This is a genomic window from Sphingomonas sp. GW821-FHT02B09 (assembly GCF_059421875.1).
This window is the reverse complement of the sequence record NZ_JBWKVV010000001.1, coordinates 1,150,807-1,172,867: the sequence shown is the minus strand read 5'-3', so window position 1 is coordinate 1,172,867 and position 22,061 is coordinate 1,150,807. Positions and strand designations below refer to the sequence as shown.

Here is a 22,061-nt window from a genome sequence, read left to right as displayed (position 1 = left end):
CGCAACAGATCGGGCGTGCAGGCGTTCGACGCAGGGTAAGAGCGAGGGCCTTTAATCCCATGACCGATACCAACACCGCGATCCACGAAGACGGTTCGCTGGAACGCCTCACGATCGATACCATCCGCACCCTGTCGATGGACGCGGTACAAAAGGCCAATTCCGGCCACCCCGGCACGCCGATGGCGCTCGCGCCGGTCGGCTATACCTTGTGGTCGCAATTCCTGCGCTACGATCCCGCCAAGCCCGACTGGCCGAACCGCGACCGCTTCGTGCTGTCGGTCGGCCATGCGTCGATGCTGCTCTATTCGCTGATCCACCTCGCCGGCATCGAGGAGATCGACGCGGAGGGCAACAAGACCGGACGTCAGGCGCTGACGCTCGACGATCTCAAGGGTTTCCGCCAGCTCGCCTCGCGCACCCCGGGCCATCCCGAATATCGCCACACCACCGGCGTCGAGACGACGACCGGGCCGCTCGGTGCGGGTTGCTCGAATTCGGTCGGCATGGCGATCGCCGAGCGCTGGCTCGCCGCGCGCTACAACCGCCCCGATTTCACGCTGTTCGACCATGACGTCTATTCGCTGTGCGGCGACGGCGACATGATGGAGGGCGTCGCCGCCGAGGCCGCCAGCCTCGCCGGCCACCTCAAGCTGTCGAACCTCTGCTGGATCTACGACAGCAACCATATCTCGATCGAGGGCGGCACCGAGCTGGCGTTCGACGAGGACGTCGGCCTGCGCTTCCAAGCCTATGGCTGGAACGTCATCCACCTCGACGACGCCAACGACACCAAGGCCTTCGCCAAGGCGATCGAGACGTTCAAGGCGACCAACGACCGGCCGACCTTCATCGTCGTCCATTCGGTGATCGGCTGGGGCAGCCCCAAGGCGGGCAGCGAGAAGGCGCACGGCGAACCGCTCGGCGAGGACAATGTCCGCGCCACCAAGAAGGCCTATGGCTGGCCCGAAGACAAGGACTTCTACGTCCCGGAAGGCGTCGCCGAGCATTTCAAGGGCGCGCTTGCCGACCGCAGCACCGGGTTGCGCGAGGAATGGGAAGCCAATTTCGCCAAATATGGCGAGGCTTATCCCGACCTTGCCGGCGAGCTGAAGCTGATGCTCAAGGATGAGCTGCCCGAGGGCTGGGACGCTGACATCCCCGAATTCCCCGCCGACGAAAAGGGTCTCGCCAGCCGCGATTCGGGCGGCAAGGTGCTCAACGCGCTCGCCAAGCGGGTACCGTGGCTGATCGGCGGTTCGGCCGATCTGTCGCCGTCGACCAAGACCGACATCAAGGGCGCGGCGTCGTTCGAACCCGGCAATTACGGCGGCCAGAACTTCCACTTCGGCGTCCGCGAACATGGCATGGGCGGCGTGGTCAACGGCATGACGCTGTCGCACCTACGCAGCTACGGTTCGACCTTCCTCGTCTTCGCCGACTACATGCGCGCGCCGATCCGCCTGTCGGCGATCATGGAGCTCGCCAGCATCTGGGTGTTCACGCACGATTCGATCGGCGTCGGCGAGGATGGCCCGACCCATCAGCCGATCGAGCATCTCGCGACGCTGCGCGCGATCCCGGGGCTCGACACGATCCGTCCGGGCGACGCCAACGAGGTCGCCTATGCGTGGCGTGCGGCGCTGGAGGATGCGAGCCGTCCGACCGCGCTGATCTTCTCGCGTCAGGCGCTGCCGACGCTCGACCGCAGCAAATATGCGCCGGCCGAGGGGACGCTGAAGGGCGGCTATGTCCTCGCCGATTGCGACGGCACGCCCGAGGTGATCCTGATCGCCACCGGCAGCGAGCTGGCTTTGGTCGTCAAGGCGCACGAGCAATTGCTCGCCGATGGCGTGAAGAGCCGCGTCGTGTCGATGCCGAGCTGGTATCGCTACGAGCTGCAATCGGAAGAGTATAAGGAAAGCGTGCTGCCGTCGTCGGTGCCGTCGCGGCTCGCGGTCGAGCAGGCGGGCGAGATGGGCTGGCATCGCTATGTCGGATTGAAGGGCCGCACGATCACCATGTCGACGTTCGGTGCCTCCGCCCCCATATCGAAGCTGCAGGACAAATACGGCTTCACCCTCGACAATGTCGTCAAGGTGGTCCGTGAGATGCTGGAGACCAACAATGGGTAAGCTCAACGACCTGAGCGCCGCGGGCACCGCGGTCTGGCTCGATTTCGTCGATCGCAAGTTCCTCGAGGCCGGTGGCCTCGAGACGCTGGTGAAGGAGGACAGCCTGACCGGCGTCACCTCCAACCCGTCGATCTTCGAAAAGGCGATGGGGCATGGCGACGCTTATGACGCGACGCTCGCCGCCTTCGACAAGGAGAATCCCGGCGCGGCGACGATCGACCGCTACGAGCATCTCGCGATCCAGGACATCAAGGCGGCGGCGGAAACGCTCAAGCCCGTCTACGACCGGCTCGCCGGCAAGGACGGTTACGTCAGCCTTGAAGTGTCGCCGTATATCGCCGACGACACCGATGCGACGATCGCCGAGGCCGACAAGCTGTGGCATGCGGTCGATCGCGAGAATCTGATGATCAAGATCCCTGGCACGCTCGCCGGCGGACCCGCGATCAGCGCGACGATCGCCAAGGGCATCAACGTCAACGTGACGCTGCTGTTCGCGCTCGACGCTTATGTCCGCGTCGCCGAGGCCTATGCCGCCGGTCTCGAGGAGCGGGTGCGGCAGGGGCAGCCGATCGACAGGATCGCCAGCGTTGCCAGCTTCTTCGTCAGCCGCATCGATGCGGTGATCGACAAGGAGATCGACCGCCGCGTCGCCGAGAACGACCCCGAGGCGGAAACGCTCAAGGGTCTGCGCGGCAAGGTCGCGATCGCCAATGCCAAGATGGCCTATCAGTGGTTCCTCGACTTCGAGAAATCGGATCGCTGGCAGGCGCTCGCCGCCAAGGGCGCGCAGCCGCAGCGGTTGCTGTGGGCATCGACCGGCGTCAAGGACAAGGCCTATCCGGACACGCTCTATGTCGACACGCTGATCGGCCGCGATACGGTCAACACGATGCCGCCCGCGACGATGGACGCGTTCCGCGAGCGCGGCACCGTCGCCGAGACGCTGACCGCCGACGTCGAGGACGCGCGTCGCGTGCTCGCCGAGGCGGAACGGCTCGGGCTCGACCTCAACGGCGTGACCGATACGCTGGTCGAGCAGGGCGTCGCCTCCTTCGCCAAGGCGTTCGACGACCTGCTGGGCTCGATCGCCGCCAAGCAGCCGGCAACGGCATGACCCGCCGCCCCGTCCTGATCCAGGGCGGGGCGACCCGCTCATCCTCCCGGTTACTCCGCTCGCGGTCGCGCGGGGCGGCCGTCCCCATCGCACCGTCACCCCGGACTTGTTCCGGGGTCTACTCCGCGGCGGGGAGAACGGCTGGAGGTACGGGCGAAACCCCCGCGGCCCGGTGGACCCCGGAACAAGTCCGGGGTGACGGGTGGGAAGCTGAGATGCTCCGAGCCCGACCGCGCAAGCTCGGCGACCTTCGGCGAAACGCAGCGTCTCGCGACCCGTCGCAACTCCGACGCCGCCGCCCCGTTTATCACGCATCATAACAATCGGCAGGACAGCAAGCATGAAGATCGGACTGATCGGCCTCGGCCGCATGGGTGGCAATATCGCGCGCCGGCTGATGCAGGCGGGGCATGAGATCGTCGCCTACGACCGCAACGCGGACGCCGTACAGGCGCTCGCCAAGGACGGCGCCGAGGCGGCCAATTCGCTCGACGACGTGCGGGCGAAGCTCGACAGCCCGGCGATCTGGTGGGTGATGCTCCCCGCCGGCGGCCCGACCGAGGACACGATCGGCGCGATCGGCGAAGGCGCGAAGGACGGCGACATCGTCATCGACGGCGGCAACACCTTCTACAAGGACGATATCCGCCGCGCCAAGGCGCTGGCCGAAAAGGGCGTCCATTATGTCGACGTCGGCACCTCGGGTGGCGTCTGGGGGCTGGAGCGCGGCTATTGCATGATGATCGGCGGCGACACCGAGACGGTCAACCTGCTCGACCCGATCTTCGATGCGCTCGCGCCGGGCCTCGGCACCATTGCGCGCACCCCGGGCCGCGTCGCCGACGTCGTCGATGAACGCGCCGAAAAGGGCTATATCCACGCCGGCCCCGCCGGCGCCGGCCATTTCGTCAAGATGATCCACAACGGCATCGAATATGGCCTGATGCAGGCCTATGCCGAGGGCTTCGACATCCTGAAGTCGAAGAACAGCGACAAATTGCCCGAGGACGAACGCTTCGACCTCAATATGACCGATATCGCCGAAGTCTGGCGCCGCGGCAGCGTCATCTCGTCATGGCTGCTCGATCTCACCGCGATCGCGCTCGCCAAGGACGAGAAGCTCGAAGGCTTCTCGGGCAGCGTTGCCGATTCGGGCGAGGGCCAGTGGACGATCGATGCGGCGATGGAGGAGAAGGTGCCGGCCAACGTGCTCACCGCCTCGCTGTTCGCGCGCTATCGCAGCCGCGTCGAGCATACCTATGGCGACAAAGTGCTGTCGGCGATGCGCTTCGGCTTCGGCGGCCATGTCGAGATGCCGCAGTGAGTCCGCCGATCCGGCTGGTCGTGTCCGACATCGACGGCACGCTCGTCGACAAGCAGAAGACGCTCACTCCCGCCACGACCGAGGCGGTGCGCCGGCTCGAGGCGGCGGGAATCGGTTTCACCGTCATCAGCGCACGTCCGATGTCGGGCATCCTGCCGATCGCCGAGACGCTGGCGATCGACGCGCCGATGGCCGCGTTCAACGGCGGCATCATCTTCCGCCGGGACGGCAGCGTCGCCGAACATCATATCGTCGACGAGGCGGTGACGCGCGGCGTGATGGCGATCGCCGCCGACAGTCCGGTCGACGTCTGGGTCTTCGCCGACAACCTCTGGTATGCCTCGACCGATGTCGGCGCGCATGTCGACAGTGAGCGGCGCGCGTCCAATCAGGACCCGATCGTCACCAGCGATTTCGCCGATCTGCTCGACCATGCCGACAAGATCACCTTCGTCAGCGACGATCATGCGATGCTCGCCACCCTCGCCGAACGCTGCAAGGCAGCGCATGGCGCGGATGCGACGATCGTGCAGAGCCAGGTCTATTATCTCGACGTCACCGCGCTGGCGGCCAACAAGGGCGACGGGCTGATCGCGCTCGCCAAGACGTTCGACCAGCCGCTCGCCGCGGTCGCGGTACTGGGCGATCAATATAATGATGTCCCGATGTTGGAACGCGCCGGGCTCGCAATTGCCATGGGCAACGCCCCCGATCCAGTTAAGTCTATTGCTCATGAGGTTACGAGCGGCAATGACGCGGACGGCGTCGCGCACGCGATCGACACCATCATCTTTCCCCGCATTGGAGTGGCTGCATGAAACAACTGGTTGCCTTCGACCTCGACGGAACGCTGGCCGAGAGCAAGCAGCCCCTGCAGGAGCCGATGGGCGAAGCGCTCGCCGACCTGCTTGGCGTGGCGCATGTCGCGGTGATCTCGGGCGGCGACTGGCCGCAGTTCCAGAAGCAGGTGGCGAGCCGCCTGCCGGCGCGCGCCGATCTGTCGAAGCTGTGGCTGATGCCGACCACCGGCACCAAGCTCTACACCTATCGTGACGGTCAGTGGACGTCGGTCTATGCCGAATTGTTCGACGACGAGACCAAGGCCAAGATCCTCAAGGCGTTCGACGAATCGCTCGAGGCGACTGGTTTCACCCCCGAACAGACCTGGGGTGAGCGGATCGAGGATCGCGGCAGCCAGATCACCTTCTCCGCGCTCGGCCAGGAAGCGCCGATCAAGGAGAAGGAGCATTGGGATCCCAAGTTCGAGAAGCGCAAGGTCATTCAGGCCGATCTCAAGCAGCGCCTGCCGGGCCTGTCGATCAACATGGGTGGCGCGACCTCGATCGACATCACGCGTGAGGGCGTCGACAAGGCCTATGGCCTCAAGAAGCTGCGCGACGAGAGCGGCATTCCGTTGGACAGCATGATGTTCATCGGCGACGCGATCTTCCCGGGCGGCAACGACTATCCGGCGAAGGAGCTCGGCCTCGACACGGTGCGCGTCCGCGACCCGGAAGAAACGATCTCGGTCGTCACCGCGATCGTCGCCTGCCAGAAATAAGCCCTCAGGGCTGTAATCGATACAGCCCCGCACCATGGGGCGGGATCGGCCGGGTGAAGCGATGGCTTGCCCGGCCGATCGTCTGTCCGGCCCACAGGTCGGTCGCGGTCACCGTCGCCGGCAGTCCCAGCATCGCGAGTGGCAGGCCGACCTCCATCGCTTTCGCTGTCGTGTTGAACAGCGCGACGTAGACGCCTCCGCCATCCACCGGGCGCGCCGACCAGATGCGCGTGCCGTCGGCGACGAAGTGCGGGCGGTTGTCGCGGCTCGCCTGATTGACCGCGAGCACCGCGCGATTGGTGAGCAGCGCCAGCGTCGGGGCGTCGAGGTGGCGCAGGTCGCCGCCCATGATGAGGGGCGAGCGGGCGATCGCCCATAAGGTCATCAGCGTGCGCTGTTCGTCGGGGGTGAATTTGGTCGTGCGGGCGCCGAGCGCGAGCTGGCCGAGCGGCAGCATGTCGGCATCGGGCCAGCCGCCGCTGGTGTCGACCGCGTGCCAATTCTCCAGCCTTGTGAATTGCGCCTCCAGCATCGACCATTCGTCCCAGAAATCGTCGCTGATCCGCCACATCTGCGCATGGCGGCGGACGTGGTCGGCGCGGGCCACCGGCGTCTCGCCGGGCGACAGGCTGAGCACGATCGGTCGGCCGCTACGCTGGATCGCGGCATGTGCCGCCTCGATCTCCGGGGCGTGCGCGTCATAGGGGCGGCTCATGTCGTCCATCTTGACGAAATCGACGCCCCAGCTCGCATAGAGCGCAAACACGCTGTCGTAATAGGCCTGCGCGCCGGGGCGGGTCATGTCGACGCCGTACATGTCCGGGTTCCACGGGCAGATGCTCGTCGTGTCGGCGATATCCTTCGCCCGGTAGCGGGTGCCGAAGACGGGCAGGTTGCGCTCGACGGCGAGGCGCGGAATGCCGCGCATTAAATGGATGCCGAAGCGCAGGCCCATCGCATGCACGTCGGCGGCGAGTGGCGCGAACCCCTTGCCGCCTGCGCTCGACGGGAAGCGATTGGGGGCGGGGAGCAGGCGGCCGTAGCCGTCCAATGTCGGTTGCGGCGTGTCGCTATAGGTGTAGCTCGACGCGCCGGGTTCGTACCATTGGATGTCGATGGTGAAGACGTCGTAGCCGAAGGGGAGCAGCTTGGCCTGCATGATCGCGGCGGTCTCGCGGGCCTGCGCCTCGTTGATCGTCGTCGCGAAGCTGTTCCAGCTGTTCCAGCCCATCGGCGGGCGCGGGGCGAGGGGGGCGGTCGCCGCCGATGCCGTGCCGGCAGTGGTCGCGGCAAAAGCGGCAGCGGTGCCGGCGCCGAGCAGGGCACGGCGGTTGAGATGCGGCTGGGTCATCAGTCCTCTCCAAAGCAAAAGGGCGCCCGATCGTTGCGGGCGCCCTTCCTATTCTAACAAATCACCCCGTTTGCCCCGAGCTTGTCGGAGGGCCTTGCGTCCCATGGTGCTTCGACAGGCTCAGCACCAACGGATCGGGGGTGGTACGTCTTACGCGCTGTAATACATATCGTACTCGACCGGCGACGGGGTCATTTCCCAACGGGCGACCTCGCCGCGCTTGATCTCGACATAGGCCTCGATCTGGTCCTTCGAGAAGACGTCGCCCTTGAGCAGGAAGTCGTGATCGGCTTCCAGGCTGTCGAGCGCCTCGCGCAGCGAACCGCAGACGGTCGGCACCTGGGCGAGTTCTGCCGGCGGCAGGTCGTACAGGTTCTTGTCCATCGCCTCGCCCGGATGGATCTTGTTCTGGATGCCGTCCATGCCCGCCATCATCAGCGCCGCATAAGCGAGATAGGGGTTGGCCATCGCGTCGGGGAAACGGATCTCGACGCGCTTCGCCTTGGGGCCGGTGCCATAGGGGATGCGGCAGGAGGCCGAACGGTTGCGCGCCGAATAGGCGAGCAGCACCGGCGCTTCGTAACCCGGCACCAGCCGCTTGTAGCTGTTGGTAGTCGGGTTGGTGAAGGCGTTGACCGCCTTGGCGTGACGGATGATGCCGCCGATGAAAAACAGGCACATCTCCGACAGGCCGGCATAGCCTTCGCCCGCGAACAGCGGCGTCTTGCCGTTCCAGATCGAGAAGTGCGTGTGCATGCCCGAGCCGTTATCTTCCTTGATCGGCTTCGGCATGAACGTCGCCGACTTGCCATAGGCGTGCGCGACCTGGTGGACGACGTATTTGTAGATCTGCATGCGGTCGGCGGTGGTGGTCAGTGTGCCGAAGGTCATGCCGAGCTCGTGCTGCGCGGCGGCGACCTCGTGGTGATGCTTGTCGCAGGGGAGGCCCATCTCGATCATCGTCGAGACCATCTCGCCGCGGATATCGACGGCGCTGTCGACCGGCGCGACCGGGAAATAGCCGCCCTTGGCGCGCGGACGGTGGCCGAGGTTGCCGCCCTCATATTCGCGCCCCGTATTGGTCGGCAGCTCGATATCGTCGATCTTGAAATAGGACGCGGCATAGTTCGTGTCGAACTGCACGTTGTCGAACATGAAGAATTCGGCTTCCGGCCCGACGTACACGGTGTCGCCGATGCCGGTCGTCTTTAGATAGGCCTCGGCGCGCTTGGCGGTCGAGCGCGGATCGCGGGCGTAGAGCTCGCCGGTCGAGGGCTCGACGACGTCGCAGAATACGATCAGCATCGGCGTCGCCGAGAAGGGATCGGTGTAGACCGCGTCGAGATCGGGCTTGAGCACCATGTCGGACTCGTTGATCGCCTTCCAGCCCTCGATCGAGCTGCCGTCGAACATCAGGCCGTCGGTCAGCTCGTCCTCGCCGATCAGGCCGGCGACCATAGTGAGATGCTGCCATTTGCCCTTGGGGTCGGTGAAGCGCAGATCGACCCACTCGATCTCTTCTTCCTTGATCTTGTTCAGGATGTCGTTGGCGGTGGCAGCCATGATCAGCTCTTTCCTTATCGGTGCCCCGGCGACGGCCGGGATCGTGTCGTAACTAGGCGACCCCGACGGACATCGGGGTGACGGTTCGGTGACGGTTTAGATCGCGGCCTCGTCGCGTTCGCCGGTGCGGATGCGCAGCGCGGCCTCGACCGAGATGACGAAGATCTTGCCGTCGCCGATGCGGCCGGTCTGCGCGGCATTGGCGATCGCCTCGACCACCCGCTCGGCGAGCGCGTCGTCGACGACGACCTCGAGCTTCACCTTAGGCAGGAAGTCGACGACATATTCGGCGCCGCGATAGAGTTCGGTATGGCCCTTCTGGCGGCCGAAGCCCTTGGCCTCGGTCACGGTGATGCCGCTGACGCCGATCTCGTGCAGTGCTTCCTTCACCTCATCCAGCTTGAACGGCTTGATGATGGCTTCGACCTTCTTCACGGCAATATGCCCCCTAGCGGAGCCCGCGCTCCGAGCGCGGACAGTGCACCAAACGTGCCAGCCCAAGGCCCTCGGGGCAACCGGGATTCGGCGCGAATTGCTGCTTGGAAAACGGGCAGATGCGGCCGGTTTGCCCGTTGCGCGGGCATTGCCGCGGGATGCGGCGGGAGGAATGGGGTTACAGGATCGTGCGGACGGTTTCGGGTGGTCTGGCGAGGACGACGCCTTTGTCGGTCTCGACCAGCGGGCGCTGGATGATGATCGGGTTGATCGTCATGGTTTCGAGGATCGTCGCGTCGTCCGCGTCGCTCTCGGCGAGCGCCTTGGCGTCGGGCTCGGTGAGGCGCAGGCCGTCGCGCGGGCTGATGCCGGCGCGGGCGTAGAGCCGCGCAAGCTCCGTTACGGTCGGCGGGTGCTTGAGATATTCGATGACGGTGACGTCTGCGCCCGCGTCGGTGAGCAGCGCCAGCGTGTTGCGCGACGTGCCGCAGCGCGGATTGTGGTAGATGGTGGCGTTCATGGGAGGAGCCTTTCATTCCTCCCCCGCCAGGGGGAGGTGGCAGCGCGAAGCGCTGACGGAGGGGGAGGAAAGGGTGGGAGCCTTGTTACAACGCTCCCGCCTTTTCCTCCCCCTCCACCACTCGGCTAACGCCGAGCGGTCCCCCTCCCCCTGGCGGGGGAGGATTTTGGGTCAGGCCTGTTTGGCCAGCCATTCTTCCAGCCACTTGATCGTATATTGGCCGTCCTGGAATTCCGGATCGTCGAGCAAGGCCTGATGCAGCGGGATCGTCGTCGTCGGGCCTTCGATCACGAATTCCTCGAGCGCGCGGCGCAGGCGGCGCAGCGCACCCTGACGCGTGGTGCCGTAGACGATCAGCTTGGCGATCATCGAATCGTAATAAGGCGGCACGCGATAGCCGGCATAGAGGCCGCTATCGACGCGGACGTGCATGCCGCCAGGCGCGTGATATTGCTTCACCAGACCCGGCGAGGGGGCGAAGGTACGCGGGTCCTCGGCGTTGATGCGACATTCGATCGCGTGGCCGCGGAACTGGACGTCCTCCTGCCGCAGCGTCAGCGGATGGCCCTCGGCGATGCGGATCTGTTCGCGGACGAGGTCGAGACCGGTGATCATCTCGGTCACGGGATGCTCGACCTGCAGCCGGGTGTTCATCTCGATGAAGTAGAAGTCGCCGTCTTCCCACAGGAATTCGATCGTGCCGGCGCCGCGATAGCCCATGTCGGCCATCGCCTTGGCGACGATGCCGCCCATCCGCTCGCGCTCCTCGGCGGTTATGACCGGGGAGGGGGCCTCTTCGAGCACCTTCTGGTGGCGGCGTTGGAGCGAGCAGTCGCGCTCGCCGAGATGGATGGCGTTGCCGTTGCCGTCGCCGAAAACCTGGAATTCGATATGCCGGGGGTTGCCGAGATACTTTTCCATATAGACGGTGGCGTCGCCGAACGCCGCCTTCGCCTCGGTGCCGGCCTGCTGCATCAGCGTTTCGAGATGCTCGGGGCCGGTGCACACCTTCATGCCGCGGCCGCCACCGCCGCTCGCCGCCTTGATGATGACGGGATAGCCGATCTCCGCCGCCAGCGCCTTCGCCTCGGCGACGTCGCTGATCGCGCCGTCAGAGCCGGGGACGAGCGGCAGGCCGAGCGCGCCCGCGGTGCGCTTCGCCTCGACCTTGTCGCCCATCGTGCGGATATGTTCGGGCTTGGGACCGACGAACAGCAGGTCGTGCATCTCGACGATCTCGGCGAACCGCGCGTTCTCGCTGAGGAAGCCGTAGCCGGGGTGGATCGCGTCGGCGCCGCTGATCTCGGCGGCCGAGATGATGTTGGGGATGTTGAGATAGCTGTCGGTCGCCGCCGGCGGCCCGATGCAGATCGCCTCGTCGGCGAGGCGCACGTGCATCGCATCCGCGTCGGCGGTGGAATGGACCGCGACGGTGGTGATGCCCATTTCGTGGCAGGCACGATGGATGCGTAGCGCGATCTCGCCGCGGTTGGCGATCAGCAGCTTCTTGATCGGGCGCATGCCTTACTCGACCACCACGAGCGGCTGGTCGAACTCGACCGGCTGGCCGTTCTCGATCAGGATCTGGCGGACGGTGCCCGCGGTCGGCGCGGTGATCGGGTTCATCACCTTCATCGCCTCGACGATCAGCAGCGTGTCGCCCGCGGCGACGGTGCTGCCGACCGCGACGAACGGCTTGGCGCCCGGCTCGGCGGAGAGATAGGCGGTGCCGACCATCGGCGACTTGACCGCATTGGCGGTGCTGACGGTCGGTGCCATCGCGCCGGCCTCGGCGGCGACGGGGGCCGCGGCGGGCGCGGGCGCGGCGGCCATCGGCTGCGGCGCATATTGGACGGGTGCGGCGACGGCGGCGGCCTTGCGCGCGACGCGGATCTTGCGGTCGCCTTCCTCCACCTCGATCTCGGTGAGGTGGGTGGCGTCGAGCAGTTCGGCGAGCTGGCGCACGAGGTTCACGTCAACCTGCATCGATTGGGTCTGGGCCCCGGAGTTGGTCTGGTCGGTCATGGGGGAGCCTCCTGTCAGAAGCGCGCCGCGGCTTCAAGCGCAAGGGTGTAGGAGAGCGCACCGAAACCGGCGATGGTTCCCTTCGCAGCGCGGCCGACGAAGCTGACGTGGCGGAAGTCTTCGCGGCTGTGCGGGTTGGAGAGATGCACCTCGATGACCGGGGTCCTGATGCCCTTGATCGCGTCGTGGACGGCGATCGACGTGTGCGTGAAGGCACCGGCGTTGAGGATCACCGCCTTGGCACGGCGTGCCTGCGCCTCGTGCAGCCAGTCGACCAGATGGCCTTCGTGGTTCGACTGTCGCATGTCGATTTCCAACCCCAGTTCGCGGGCGCGATCCTCGAGCTGGCCGGCGATGTCGTCGAGCGTGTCGGAACCGTAGATCTCGGGCTCGCGCGTGCCGAGCAGGTTGAGGTTGGGGCCGTTGAGGACGAAGATGGTGTCGGTCATAGCGCGGGCTTATCGTTGTTCGGCGGACGGTGCAAAGACGGTCTGTTTTCACGCGAAGGCGCGAAGGCGCGAAGAAGGAAAAGGGTTGGTTCGCGCAGAGGCGCGGAGGTGCAGAGAGGGCGCGCGCGGGACGATCTCAGTCCTTTCCCGCGCAGCGGCTATCTACGGTCGCCCGGAAGAGGGAAAGCCCGCTGCCGCGGGCAAGCCATCTCTGCGCCTCCGCGCCTCTGCGCGAACAAAGCTACTTCCTTCGCGCCTTCGCGCCTTCGCGTGAATCAGCCTTGCGAAGGTGGACACCGACGATCACGCGCCTAGATGGGGCGCCAAGGAGTTAAGCCTGATGCCCCATAGCGACGGAACGGTTTCGATCACGGTCAACGGCGCGCACAAGCGCGTCAATGCGGGGCTGAGCCTCGCCGAACTGGCTACCGAGCTGGGGCTGGTGCCGGAGAAGGTCGCGGTCGAGCGCAATCTCGAGGTCGTGCCGCGCTCGACGCTGAAGGACGTGCGGGTCGAGGACGGCGACGATATCGAGATCGTCCATTTCGTCGGCGGCGGCGATCATCAGAAGCCGATCGCGGACGACAGCTGGACGGTGGCGGGGCGGACGTTCCGGTCGCGGCTGATCGTCGGCACCGGCAAATACAAGGATTTCGCGCAGAACGCCGCCGCGCTCGAAGCATCGGGGGCGGAGATCGTCACCGTCGCGGTGCGCCGGGTCAACGTCAGCGATCCCAACGCGCCGATGCTGACCGATTTCATCGATCCCAAGAAGGTCACCTATCTGCCCAACACCGCGGGCTGTTTCGACGCGGAGAGCGCGATCCGTACGCTGCGGCTGGCGCGAGAGGCGGGCGGCTGGGACCTCGTCAAGCTCGAGGTGCTGGGCGAGGCGAAGACGCTGTATCCCGACATGCACGAGACGCTGCGCGCAACCGAGATCCTCGCCAACGAAGGCTTCAAGCCGATGGTCTATTGCGTCGACGATCCGATCGCGGCGAAGCGGCTGGAGAATGCCGGCGCGGTGGCGATCATGCCGCTGGGCGCGCCGATCGGGTCGGGGCTGGGCATCCAGAACCGCATCACGATCCGGCTGATCGTCGAGGGCGCGGGCGTGCCGGTGCTGGTCGACGCCGGGGTCGGCACCGCGTCGGACGCGGCGGTGGCGATGGAGCTGGGCTGCGACGGCGTGCTGATGAACACCGCGATCGCCGAGGCGAAGGACCCGGTGATGATGGCGGCGGCGATGCGGTCGGCGGTGGAGGCGGGGCGGCTCGCCTATCGCGCCGGGCGGATGGGGCAGCGCCGCTATGCCGATCCGTCAAGCCCGCTCGCCGGGCTGATCTGACCGCCTGACGCATTTGTCACGGAACCGGTCCGTTCCCAACCCGTTGTCCTTGCTGTAGATCAAGCGGCCCGGTTGGCGGGGCGCGGTCATAGCAGGAGGTCCTCATGGGCGAGCTCACCGACAAGATCAAAGGCACCGTCAACGAAGCCATCGGCAACGCCAAGGAAGCCATCGGCAAGCACAATGACGATGCCAGCCTGACCGCAGAGGGCAAGGCCCAGCAGGCCGAAGGCAAGGGCGAGAAGTTCAAGGGCGGCGTCAAGGGCGCGCTCGGCGACAACATCTGACCTTCGGGTGAGATGACCGGCAAAGGGCCGTCCCGGGGAAGCGGGGCGGCCCTTTCCATATCCAACAGGGACGACGCAGATGAAGAAGATGATGATCGCGCTGAGCGCAGGCGCGATGGCGCTGTCGCTCGCCGCATGCGGCGGCAAGGGCGACGACAAGCTGGGCAGCGACGTCAAGGCCGCGGCCGACAACCGTGCCGACTCGCTCGAAGCGCAGGCGGACAATCTCGAGGATCAGGCCAAGGCCGAGCGCAAGAGCGCGAGCCAGCAGGCGGATGCGATTGACGATGCCGACGTCAACGCCGCCGCGATGTCGGACGGCGAGAAGGCCGCGTTGATCAACGGCAGCGACAAGCTGCGCTGACCGCATGGCCTGACCGAGGACAATTTTGTCCTAGTGACGGACACATCGGTTAATATGGCTTGTTAGTGTCTAATGACCACGCCGTACAACACTCCGTCCTCGGTCAGCCATGAACATGGTGAGATCATCGTCGATGGCCCCGATGGGGTCGCCGTGTCGCTGACGCCGGAGGCCGCGCTGATCACGGCGGGGCGTTTGGAGACCGAGGCGATCGACGCGCTGATCGAGCGCGGCAGGACCGTGACGACGAAACCGGCCGACGGATGACGATGCCCTTGCGGTTGCTGGTGGCCGAAAGCGAGCCGCCGGCGGCGTGCGAAACGCGGCGCGAGAGCGTCGGGCGCAGCTCGGGCGAGACGTTCCTCAAGCGGCTCGGCGCGCTGTTCCCCGATGCGGTCTGCGAGCGGGTCAAGCCGGCGGATCACGATGCGGCGGCGCCGGCGGGCGGGCTCGACGGCTATGACGGGGTGATCCTGACCGGTTCGCCGCTTCATCTTTACGAGGACACGCCCGAGGCGCGGCGCGAGATCGACTTCATGCGCGCGGTCTATCGGTCGGGGACACCGGCGTTCGGGTCGTGTGCGGGCTTGCAGGTCGCGGTCGTCGCGGCGGGCGGCACCGTGCGGGCGATGGGCGCGCGACGCGAGGCGGGGTTCGCACGGCGCATCGTGCGGCAGCCGGCGGGGCAGGATCATCCGCTGCTCGCCGGTCGGCCGCCGGCCTATGACGTGCCGGCGGTGCATAGCGACGAGGTGGCGACCCTGCCCGCGGGCGGCAGGCTGCTCGCCTCGAACGGCGTCACCGAGGTGCAGGCGGCCGAGATCCGCCACGACGGCGGCATCTTCTGGGGCGTGCAATATCATCCCGAAATCTCGCTGCGCGAGGTCGCGGCGGCGCTACGGCGGCAGGCGGACGATCTGGTCGCGCTGGGGCTGGCGCGCGACGCGCTCGACGTGGCGACGCATGCGGCGCTGGTCGAGGCGTTGCACGAGGCGCCCGACCGGCGCGATCTGGCGTGGCGGCTGGGTCTCGACGAGCAGGTGACCGAGCCGCGCACGCGGATGACCGAGTTGCGCAATTTCCTCGACCGGCTGGTGGTGCCGACCCGCGCGGCGCGCGGGCGGGGCTAGGCCGATCGCTTACCGAGCGTGGTGGCGGGGGTGATCACATCGACGTCGGTGCGCAGGTGGAGCAGGCGGACGCCGCGCTGTTCGATCGCTCGGGCGAGTGCGGGGGCGAAATCGCCGGTGCGCTCGACGGTCTCGGCCCAGCAGCCGTAGGCGCGGGCGAGCGCGGCGAAATCGGGGTTGGCGAGCGTGGTGGCGGCGACGCGGCCGGGATATTCGCGCTCCTGGTGCATGCGGATCGTGCCATAGGCCTGGTTGTCGACGACCAGCACCAGCAGCTGCGCATCGTGCTGGACGGCGGTGGCGAGTTCCTGACCGTTCATCAGGAAGCAGCCGTCGCCGGCAAGCGCGACCACCTGCCGCTCGGGATAGCGGAGCGCGGCGGCGACCGCGGCGGGCAGGCCGTAGCCCATCGCCCCGGCGGTCGGCGCGAGCTGCGTGCCGGGGGCGGGATAGTGCCAATAGCGGTGCCACCAGCCGCTGTAATTGCCGGCGCCGTTGCAGATGATCGTATCGGCGGGGAGCTGTTCGCGCATCGCGGCGACGCAGGGGCCGAGGTCCATCGTGACGCCGTCGCGCGGCGCGGGCGTGGACCATTGCAGCCACTCGGCATGCGCCTCGGCACCGCCGGGATGGGGCGGGCCGTCGAGCGCGACCAGCGCCTCGGCGAATTCGGCCATGCCGGCGCAGATCGCCAGATCGGTGCGATAGGTCATGCCGAGTTCGTTCGCATCGGGATGGACGTGGACGAGGCGCTGGCCGGGGTGATCGGGGGTGATCAGCGTATAGCCGTCGGTCGTCGCCTCGCCGAGCCGCGCGCCCGCGACGATCAGCAGGTCGGCATCCTTCACCCGCGCGACGAGCGCCGGATTGGGGCCGTAGCCGAGATTGCCGGCGTAGCTGGGGCAGGCGTTGGGGATGGCATCCTGCCGGCGGAAGGCGGTGGCGACGGGGACGCCGGTGCGATCGGCCCAGGCGGCGAAATCCTGCGCGGCGACGCCGTCCCAGCCGGCGCCGCCGACGATCGCGAGCGGCCGTTCGGCGGTGGCGAGCAGATCGGTGAGCTGTTCGAGCGGGGCTTCGTCGCAGCCCTGCGGCAGGCGTTCGACACGGGGCCGGTCGGCGACCGCGGCGGTGTCGCGCAGCATGTCCTCGGGCAGCGCCAGCACCACTGGGCCGGGCCGGCCGTTCATCGCCACCGCATAGGCGCGGGCGACATATTCGGGGATGCGCGTGGCATCGTCGATCCGCGCCGCCCATTTGGCGATCGGGGCGAACATCGCGGGAAAATCGATTTCCTGGAAGGCCTCGCGGTCGCGGGTGGTGCGGTCGACGTCGCCGATGAAGAGGATCAGCGGCTGCGAATCCTGCCGCGCGACATGGACGCCGATCGCGGCATTGGTCGCACCCGGCCCGCGCGTCACGAAGGCGATACCGGGGCGGTGGGTGAGCGTGCCGTCGGCGCAGGCCATATAGGCCGCGCCGCCTTCCTGCCGGCAGACCACCGTCGCGATGTCCGGCGCGTCGTGGAGCGCGTCGAGCACGGCGAGGAAGCTTTCCCCCGGCACCGTGAAAATCCGCTCACAACCCTGTGCAAGCAATTGATCGACCAGAATTTGGCCGCCGGTGCGCGAGATGGTCTCCATGATGCGATCTTGCCCGGTCACGCCGCGGAAGTCGAGCGGCGGCGATCCGGGCGCGGCGGTCGCGTCAGACGCGCGAACGGTCGCCGAAATCGAACCAGCCGGGGCGGTTGCCGGCGGGATAGGCGGGGCGGACGGTGCGCACCGGGCGGGCACTGCCGGTGAGACGCTCCCCGATGGTCGGTGCGGCGGCGACGGGGGCGGCGGCGACCGGGACGGTTTCGCCAGCGCGGGCGAGACGGTCGTTCTCGCGCTCCAGCTCGGCGATGCGGCGGTTGGCGTCGACAAGCGCGGCGTCGCCCTGCTTGCGATAGCCGGCATGCGCCTCGCGCTCGTCGGCATAGCGCGTCTTCCACTTGCGGCCACCGCCGTGGCTGGCGAGCCCGAAGAACCAGCCGGCGACGAGGCACAATGCCAAAGCGACGAACTGCGTGGTGGTGGTGAACAGCATCCGAGCCTCCCTGTTACGGGTGCATAACGAGCGCGGCGGGGGTTGGTTCATCGGGCCGGGAGCGTCACGCTGCGTGGAAGCGGTGTCGTTGCGGTGGAATGGGTTAGGCGCCGAACGTGGACAAGATGGACACCTGAATGGAAACGATCCGGGTTTATCGTTTCCGGAAACGTGCTGATCGATGGCGATGAGAAAGAGCGTGTGGGGGGAAGCTCTTTAGCATTTGGGGCGGGTGTAGGACAGCAGGCTCCGGCAGATCTGCGCAGTGTTCCTGCGAAAGCAGGAACCCAGGGCCAAGCAGAAACGGCTTTCGGCGTTTCGGACTCCTGGGCTCCTGCTTTCGCAGGAGCACTGGTGGCGTTTCGCGGGAGGTTCGAACACGTCCGGGGTGATGGATATGATGTGGAGCCGGATCGGGTCTCACCTGCCCTTCGACAGGCTCAGGGCGAACGGTGGTGTGGGGATCCCTAGAAGGCGTCGCTGATCGAGCAGGCGGCGGGGCCGAGGATGACGATGAACAGCGTCGGGAGGATGAAGAGGATCAGCGGGATCGTCATGATCGCCGGCAGGCGCGCGGCCTTCTCCTCGGCGCGCATCATGCGTTCGTTGCGGAATTCGGCGGACAGCACGCGCAGCGCCGAGGCGAGCGGCGTGCCGTATTTCTCGGTCTGCACCATCGTCGTGACGACGCCGCGGATCGCGTCGAGGTCGACGCGGGTGGCGAGATTCTCGAACGCCTGCCGCCGCTCGGTGAGGAAGCCGAGTTCGATCGCGGTCAGCGTGAATTCGTCGCCGAGTTCGGGATAGGCGCGGCCGAGTTCCTTGGCGACGCGGTGGAAGGCGGCGTCGACGGTCAGGCCCGCCTCAGCGCAGATCACCAGCAGGTCGAGCGCGTCAGGCAGGCCCTTGCGGATCGCGTCGCTGCGCTTGGTGATCTTGTTCTTCAGATAGATGTCCGGCGCCTTGTAGGCGAGGATGAAGGTCACCGCGACGAGCGCATAGCGTTTGAACGGCGACCAGTCGGGGAAATAGTCGAGCCCGTAGACGACGACCACCATCAGCCCGCCGAACACGATCGGCAGCGCGAGCCGGCCGAAGATGACGCCGACCGCCCATTCCTTCGACCGGATGCCGGCGCGCATCAGCTTGAGCTGCGCGTCCTTGACCTGGCTGTCCTGCAACACCTTGAGCGACGAGAGCAGGCCGCGCATCCAGTCGGTGGTGTCGCTGCGCTGGACCAGCTTGGCGCGGCGCTTGGTCGAGGCGGTGATGCCGGCCTTGAGCTGTTCGCGGCGTTCGTTGAGCGCCTTGACGCGCTTGGTCATCGGATCGGTGACGGTGCGCATCACCGTATAGATGGCGAGCATCACCGCGAAGGCGGCGACCCCCGACAGGATGGTCGCGACCCAGAGCACGTCGATGCCCATCAGCGTCGGTCCGGAAGCCTGCATGTCTATTCGCCCCCGGCCATCAGATTTCGAAGCTGACCATCTTGGCCATAATGAATACGCCGATCCCCATCCACAGCAGGCCGCCGATGCCGGCGATGATCAGCCGCGGTTCGGAGAAGAAGCCCTGCATATAGCCGGCGTTGATCATCCAGATCATCCCGAAGACGATGAACGGCAGCGACCCGACGATATAGGCCGACGCCTTGGATTCGGACGACATCGCCTTGATCTTCAATTTCATCTGGCCGCGCTGGCGCAGCACCGTGGCGAGATTGGCGAGCGTTTCGGCGAGATTGCCGCCGGTCTCGCGCTGGATCGCGATGGTGATGACGAAGAACTGGAATTCGGGCGTGCCGAGCCGGTCGGCGGTGTCCTGCAAGGCCGCGTCCATCGACATGCCGATCTTCATCTTGTCGGAGACCATGCGGAATTCCTCGCCGACCGGCCCCTCCACCTCGTTGCCGACGACGCCGATCGTCTCGCTGACCGGCAGGCCCGAGCGCAGGCCGCGGACGAGCAATTCGATCGCATCGGGGAATTTGGCGGTGAAGCGGGTGACGCGGCGGCGGATGAAATAGCCGACCATCCAATGCGGCACGCCGGCGCCGACCGCGACGCCGAACAGCAGGGCGAAGAGGAACGGCGCGCCCTTGAGCATCAGCAGCCCGGCGACGATGACGATCAGCCCGGCGCTGACCATGCCGTAGCGGCCGACGCTCCAGTCCTTGCCGGTCATCGCCAGCCGGTGGGCGAGCTGCGCCGGATTGGGCAGCAGCCGGCCGACCGCGAGGTCGGTGCGGGTCTGGACGCGGCCGGCGGCGATGCGCCGCATCTGCGATTCGACCACCGCGAAGTCGCCGTGCCGCATCCGCATCGCGGCGACGCGGCGCGTCTGCGCGCGCTGCGGCGACGGGCCGGCGAGCGCGAAGGCGACCAAGGCGATCGCCAGTCCGCCGCCGAGCAGCACCATCGCGAGAGGGAAGAGGTCCATCGCCGCGACGCTATTTCTTGGCGCGGCGCGGCAGCAACGCGGAGAAGCCGCCGATCAGCGACTTGCCCTTCTTGCGCGTCTTGCCGTCGCCGCTGCCCGCGACGAGTTCCTCGCCGGCGTTGAGGACGTGGCGGGTGAGGTCGATCAGCGGTGCGATCGTCTTGGTGTTCTTGCCCGCCTCGGCGAGCGGCTTGCCAAGCTTGGCCGATTGCGCCGCCAGTTTCTGGTCGAAGGGGACGAGGAAGTCGATCTTGCGCTCGATCGAGCTTTCGAAATCCTTGCGGCTGATCTCGAGCTGCGCGGCGGGGTGGACGCGGTTGGCGACGACGGTGAGGTGCGTCTGCGGCGCATGCGTCTTGAGCCACGACAGAATGCGGATCGTATCACGCGCCGAGGCGAGGGTGAGTTCGGTGACGATCACCGCGGCCTGGATGTCGCTGATGAGCTGCGGGTGCTGGACCAGCATCGCACGCGGCAAATCGACCACCGTCGCCTCGAAGGCGGCGCGCATCTCTTCCTGCAACTGATAGAAAGCGGCGCCGTCGGTAACCAATGGTGCGTTGATCGGTGCCTCGGCGGAGAGGACGGCAAGCTTCTCGGTCGCCTTGACCATCGCGCGTTCGATGAACAGGCCGTCGATGCGGCTGGGATTCTCGATCGCGTCGGTGAGGCCGCGGCCGGGCTCGAGATCGAGCGTCAGCGCGCCGGTGCCGAAATGGACGTCGAGATCAAGCAATGCGGTGGTGCGCTTCTCGCGCTCGGCGAGCAGCCAGGCGGTCGAGGTGGCGACGGTCGACGCGCCGACGCCGCCGCGCGTGCCGATGACGGCGATCGCGCAATGCGGCCGGTCGATGCTGGCCTCGGCGAGCTTGGGGGCGTTGAGCATCGCCTGCGCGTGACCGAAGGCCTCGCGCATCGCGTCGGGATGGAGCGGCTTGAGCAGATAATCCTGGATGCCGCTGGCGATCAGGTCGCGGTAGAGGCGCACGTCGTTGACCTGGCCGGCGGCGATCACCACCGTGCCGGGCTCGCACACTTCGGCGAGGCCGTTGATGTCGCTGAGCGGGTCGCCCGATTCGGCGAGATCGACGAGCAGGATCTGCGGGCTGGCCGAGACCGACAACGACTGGACGGCGTTGCGCAGCCCGCCCTTGTAGACCTTGTCGACCGACCAGCCGAGTTCGGCGGCGATCGGGCGCAGCGTTTCGGCGGTGGTCTCGTCGCAGACGTAGGCGGCGAACGGCTCGCGCGTCGAGAGGCCGGCGGGTTTCCAGGGAGCGTTCATCAATTGGCTCCGCGGGCGCTGGTCGCCTGCAGCGCGGCGGCGCCGGTCGGCGCCTTCTTGCGATAGGTGTCGATCGCCTTGGTGTTGGCTGCGGTGTCGACGAGCGGCTGCGCATCGGTGCCGGAGATCAGGTCGCTCGGGCGGGCGATCATCGCGGCGAGGTTGGCGTTGATGGCGCAGCCGTAGTTGGACGAGGTGTTGGCGTCGAATTCGTTGCTCGAATTGCGGCTCCAGTCGGGGCAGCCGGGCACGCTGGCGTGCATGCGGCTGACGACGACGCGCAGCGTGTCGGGCGTCACCGGCGCGGCGGTCACCGGCCGGTCGTCGGAGAGCAGCAGGCCGTAACTGGCGACGACGGCGGCGATCTCGTCGCGCGCGCGGCCGGCGCCGTCGGCGCTCTCGTCGATCGCGACCTTGTCGCCGAAGCCGAGGTGCATCGTGTCCATCCAGCCGGCGAGCCGGCGGCCTTCGCCGGCGGCGAGGCCGGCCCCGGCGGTGGCGAGGTCGAGCGCGTAATCGCTGCGTGCGACGACCGGCTGGTGGACCGATTCGAGGCCGCGGTTGGTGGTGCCCATGCAGCCGCCGAGAAGCAGCGCGGGCAGGGTGGCGAGGAGCAGCTTGTGCTTGGTCATCG

23 protein-coding genes are annotated in these 22,061 nt (G+C 67.1%); 10 read left to right on the top strand and 13 right to left on the bottom strand.

The genetic code is table 11. The features are described 5' to 3' along the window. Positions 1–59: 59 nt before the first annotated feature. From tkt to AC07U4_RS05380, 5 genes are all read left to right on the top strand, one after another. Positions 60–2,135 (top strand): transketolase, encoded by a 2,076-nt coding sequence (gene tkt, locus AC07U4_RS05400; RefSeq protein ID WP_495194689.1) that lies wholly within the window; start codon positions 60–62, stop codon positions 2,133–2,135. Beyond that, positions 2,128–3,252, top strand: a complete 1,125-nt coding sequence (tal, locus tag AC07U4_RS05395; protein WP_038660669.1) for a transaldolase — start codon at positions 2,128–2,130, stop codon at positions 3,250–3,252. The genes tkt and tal overlap by 8 nt, the downstream gene beginning before the upstream one ends. Positions 3,253–3,592: 340 nt before the next feature. Beyond that, positions 3,593–4,576, top strand: a complete 984-nt coding sequence (gene gnd, locus AC07U4_RS05390; protein ID WP_038660666.1) for a phosphogluconate dehydrogenase (NAD(+)-dependent, decarboxylating) — start codon at positions 3,593–3,595, stop codon at positions 4,574–4,576. Further along, a complete protein-coding gene (locus AC07U4_RS05385; protein ID WP_495194688.1) occupies positions 4,573–5,394 on the top strand; it encodes a Cof-type HAD-IIB family hydrolase in 822 nt (273 codons plus the stop codon). Before gnd ends, AC07U4_RS05385 begins: the two co-directional genes overlap by 4 nt. Further along, complete coding sequence (locus AC07U4_RS05380; RefSeq protein WP_038660660.1) at positions 5,391–6,137, top strand: HAD-IIB family hydrolase; 747 nt, start codon at positions 5,391–5,393, stop codon at positions 6,135–6,137. The genes AC07U4_RS05385 and AC07U4_RS05380 overlap by 4 nt, the downstream gene beginning before the upstream one ends. Before the next feature lie 4 nt (positions 6,138–6,141). On the opposite strand, the gene AC07U4_RS05375 is transcribed toward AC07U4_RS05380, so the two are convergent. The 7 genes from AC07U4_RS05375 to aroQ all read right to left on the bottom strand — a co-directional run bounded on the left by AC07U4_RS05375 (position 6,142) and on the right by aroQ (position 12,480). Continuing rightward, the gene (locus AC07U4_RS05375; protein ID WP_495194687.1) at positions 6,142–7,488 is read right to left on the bottom strand and encodes a glycoside hydrolase family 27 protein; all 1,347 of its coding nucleotides are present in this window, start codon (positions 7,486–7,488) and stop codon (positions 6,142–6,144) included. 150 nt (positions 7,489–7,638) lie between these two features. After that, positions 7,639–9,051: a type I glutamate--ammonia ligase gene (gene glnA / locus AC07U4_RS05370; RefSeq protein ID WP_137899601.1), complete on the bottom strand. Its 1,413-nt coding sequence runs from the start codon at positions 9,049–9,051 to the stop codon at positions 7,639–7,641. Positions 9,052–9,147: 96 nt separating this feature from the next. After that, positions 9,148–9,486, bottom strand: a complete 339-nt coding sequence (locus AC07U4_RS05365) for a P-II family nitrogen regulator (RefSeq protein WP_495194686.1) — start codon at positions 9,484–9,486, stop codon at positions 9,148–9,150. A gap of 178 nt (positions 9,487–9,664) precedes the next feature. Beyond that, a complete protein-coding gene (locus AC07U4_RS05360; protein WP_495194685.1) occupies positions 9,665–10,006 on the bottom strand; it encodes an arsenate reductase family protein in 342 nt (113 codons plus the stop codon). 171 nt (positions 10,007–10,177) lie between these two features. Beyond that, a complete protein-coding gene (accC, locus tag AC07U4_RS05355) occupies positions 10,178–11,527 on the bottom strand; it encodes an acetyl-CoA carboxylase biotin carboxylase subunit (RefSeq protein WP_038660647.1) in 1,350 nt (449 codons plus the stop codon). A gap of 3 nt (positions 11,528–11,530) precedes the next feature. Beyond that, positions 11,531–12,031, bottom strand: coding sequence for an acetyl-CoA carboxylase biotin carboxyl carrier protein (gene accB, locus AC07U4_RS05350; protein WP_038660644.1), 501 nt, complete (start codon positions 12,029–12,031; stop codon positions 11,531–11,533). 14 nt (positions 12,032–12,045) lie between these two features. After that, entirely contained in the window at positions 12,046–12,480 is a 435-nt protein-coding gene (gene aroQ, locus AC07U4_RS05345; protein ID WP_495194684.1) for a type II 3-dehydroquinate dehydratase, read from the bottom strand. A gap of 340 nt (positions 12,481–12,820) precedes the next feature. On the opposite strand from aroQ, the gene thiS reads away from it, so the two are divergent. The 5 genes from thiS to AC07U4_RS05320 all read left to right on the top strand — a co-directional run bounded on the left by thiS (position 12,821) and on the right by AC07U4_RS05320 (position 15,609). Further along, positions 12,821–13,828, top strand: coding sequence for a sulfur carrier protein ThiS (gene thiS, locus AC07U4_RS05340; protein ID WP_137899606.1), 1,008 nt, complete (start codon positions 12,821–12,823; stop codon positions 13,826–13,828). Between the two features lie 104 nt (positions 13,829–13,932). Continuing rightward, on the top strand, positions 13,933–14,115 hold the full coding sequence (locus AC07U4_RS05335; protein ID WP_038660638.1) for a CsbD family protein: 183 nt from the start codon (positions 13,933–13,935) through the stop codon (positions 14,113–14,115). A 79-nt stretch (positions 14,116–14,194) separates the two neighbouring features. Further along, the gene (locus tag AC07U4_RS05330; protein ID WP_038660635.1) at positions 14,195–14,479 is read left to right on the top strand and encodes a hypothetical protein; all 285 of its coding nucleotides are present in this window, start codon (positions 14,195–14,197) and stop codon (positions 14,477–14,479) included. A gap of 72 nt (positions 14,480–14,551) precedes the next feature. Then, positions 14,552–14,746 carry a hypothetical protein gene (locus AC07U4_RS05325; RefSeq protein WP_038660633.1) on the top strand — a complete coding sequence of 65 codons (195 nt, stop codon included), beginning with the start codon at positions 14,552–14,554 and terminating at the stop codon, positions 14,744–14,746. Further along, positions 14,743–15,609 carry a type 1 glutamine amidotransferase gene (locus tag AC07U4_RS05320; protein WP_495194683.1) on the top strand — a complete coding sequence of 289 codons (867 nt, stop codon included), beginning with the start codon at positions 14,743–14,745 and terminating at the stop codon, positions 15,607–15,609. The genes AC07U4_RS05325 and AC07U4_RS05320 overlap by 4 nt, the downstream gene beginning before the upstream one ends. Here the strand turns inward: AC07U4_RS05320 and AC07U4_RS05315 are convergent. From AC07U4_RS05315 to AC07U4_RS05290, 6 genes are all read right to left on the bottom strand, one after another. Then, complete coding sequence (locus tag AC07U4_RS05315) at positions 15,606–17,252, bottom strand: thiamine pyrophosphate-binding protein (RefSeq protein ID WP_495194682.1); 1,647 nt, start codon at positions 17,250–17,252, stop codon at positions 15,606–15,608. The genes AC07U4_RS05320 and AC07U4_RS05315 overlap by 4 nt on opposite strands. A 64-nt stretch (positions 17,253–17,316) precedes the next feature. Further along, positions 17,317–17,700: a hypothetical protein gene (locus AC07U4_RS05310; protein ID WP_038660624.1), complete on the bottom strand. Its 384-nt coding sequence runs from the start codon at positions 17,698–17,700 to the stop codon at positions 17,317–17,319. 467 nt (positions 17,701–18,167) lie between these two features. Further along, positions 18,168–19,151, bottom strand: coding sequence for a type II secretion system F family protein (locus tag AC07U4_RS05305; RefSeq protein WP_171009555.1), 984 nt, complete (start codon positions 19,149–19,151; stop codon positions 18,168–18,170). A gap of 19 nt (positions 19,152–19,170) precedes the next feature. Next, positions 19,171–20,142, bottom strand: coding sequence for a type II secretion system F family protein (locus AC07U4_RS05300; RefSeq protein ID WP_495194681.1), 972 nt, complete (start codon positions 20,140–20,142; stop codon positions 19,171–19,173). A gap of 10 nt (positions 20,143–20,152) precedes the next feature. Further along, a complete protein-coding gene (locus tag AC07U4_RS05295) occupies positions 20,153–21,427 on the bottom strand; it encodes a CpaE/TadZ family protein (RefSeq protein WP_038660609.1) in 1,275 nt (424 codons plus the stop codon). After that, positions 21,427–22,059, bottom strand: a complete 633-nt coding sequence (locus AC07U4_RS05290) for a CpaD family pilus assembly protein (protein ID WP_495194680.1) — start codon at positions 22,057–22,059, stop codon at positions 21,427–21,429. The genes AC07U4_RS05295 and AC07U4_RS05290 overlap by 1 nt, the downstream gene beginning before the upstream one ends. Positions 22,060–22,061 lie beyond the last annotated feature (2 nt).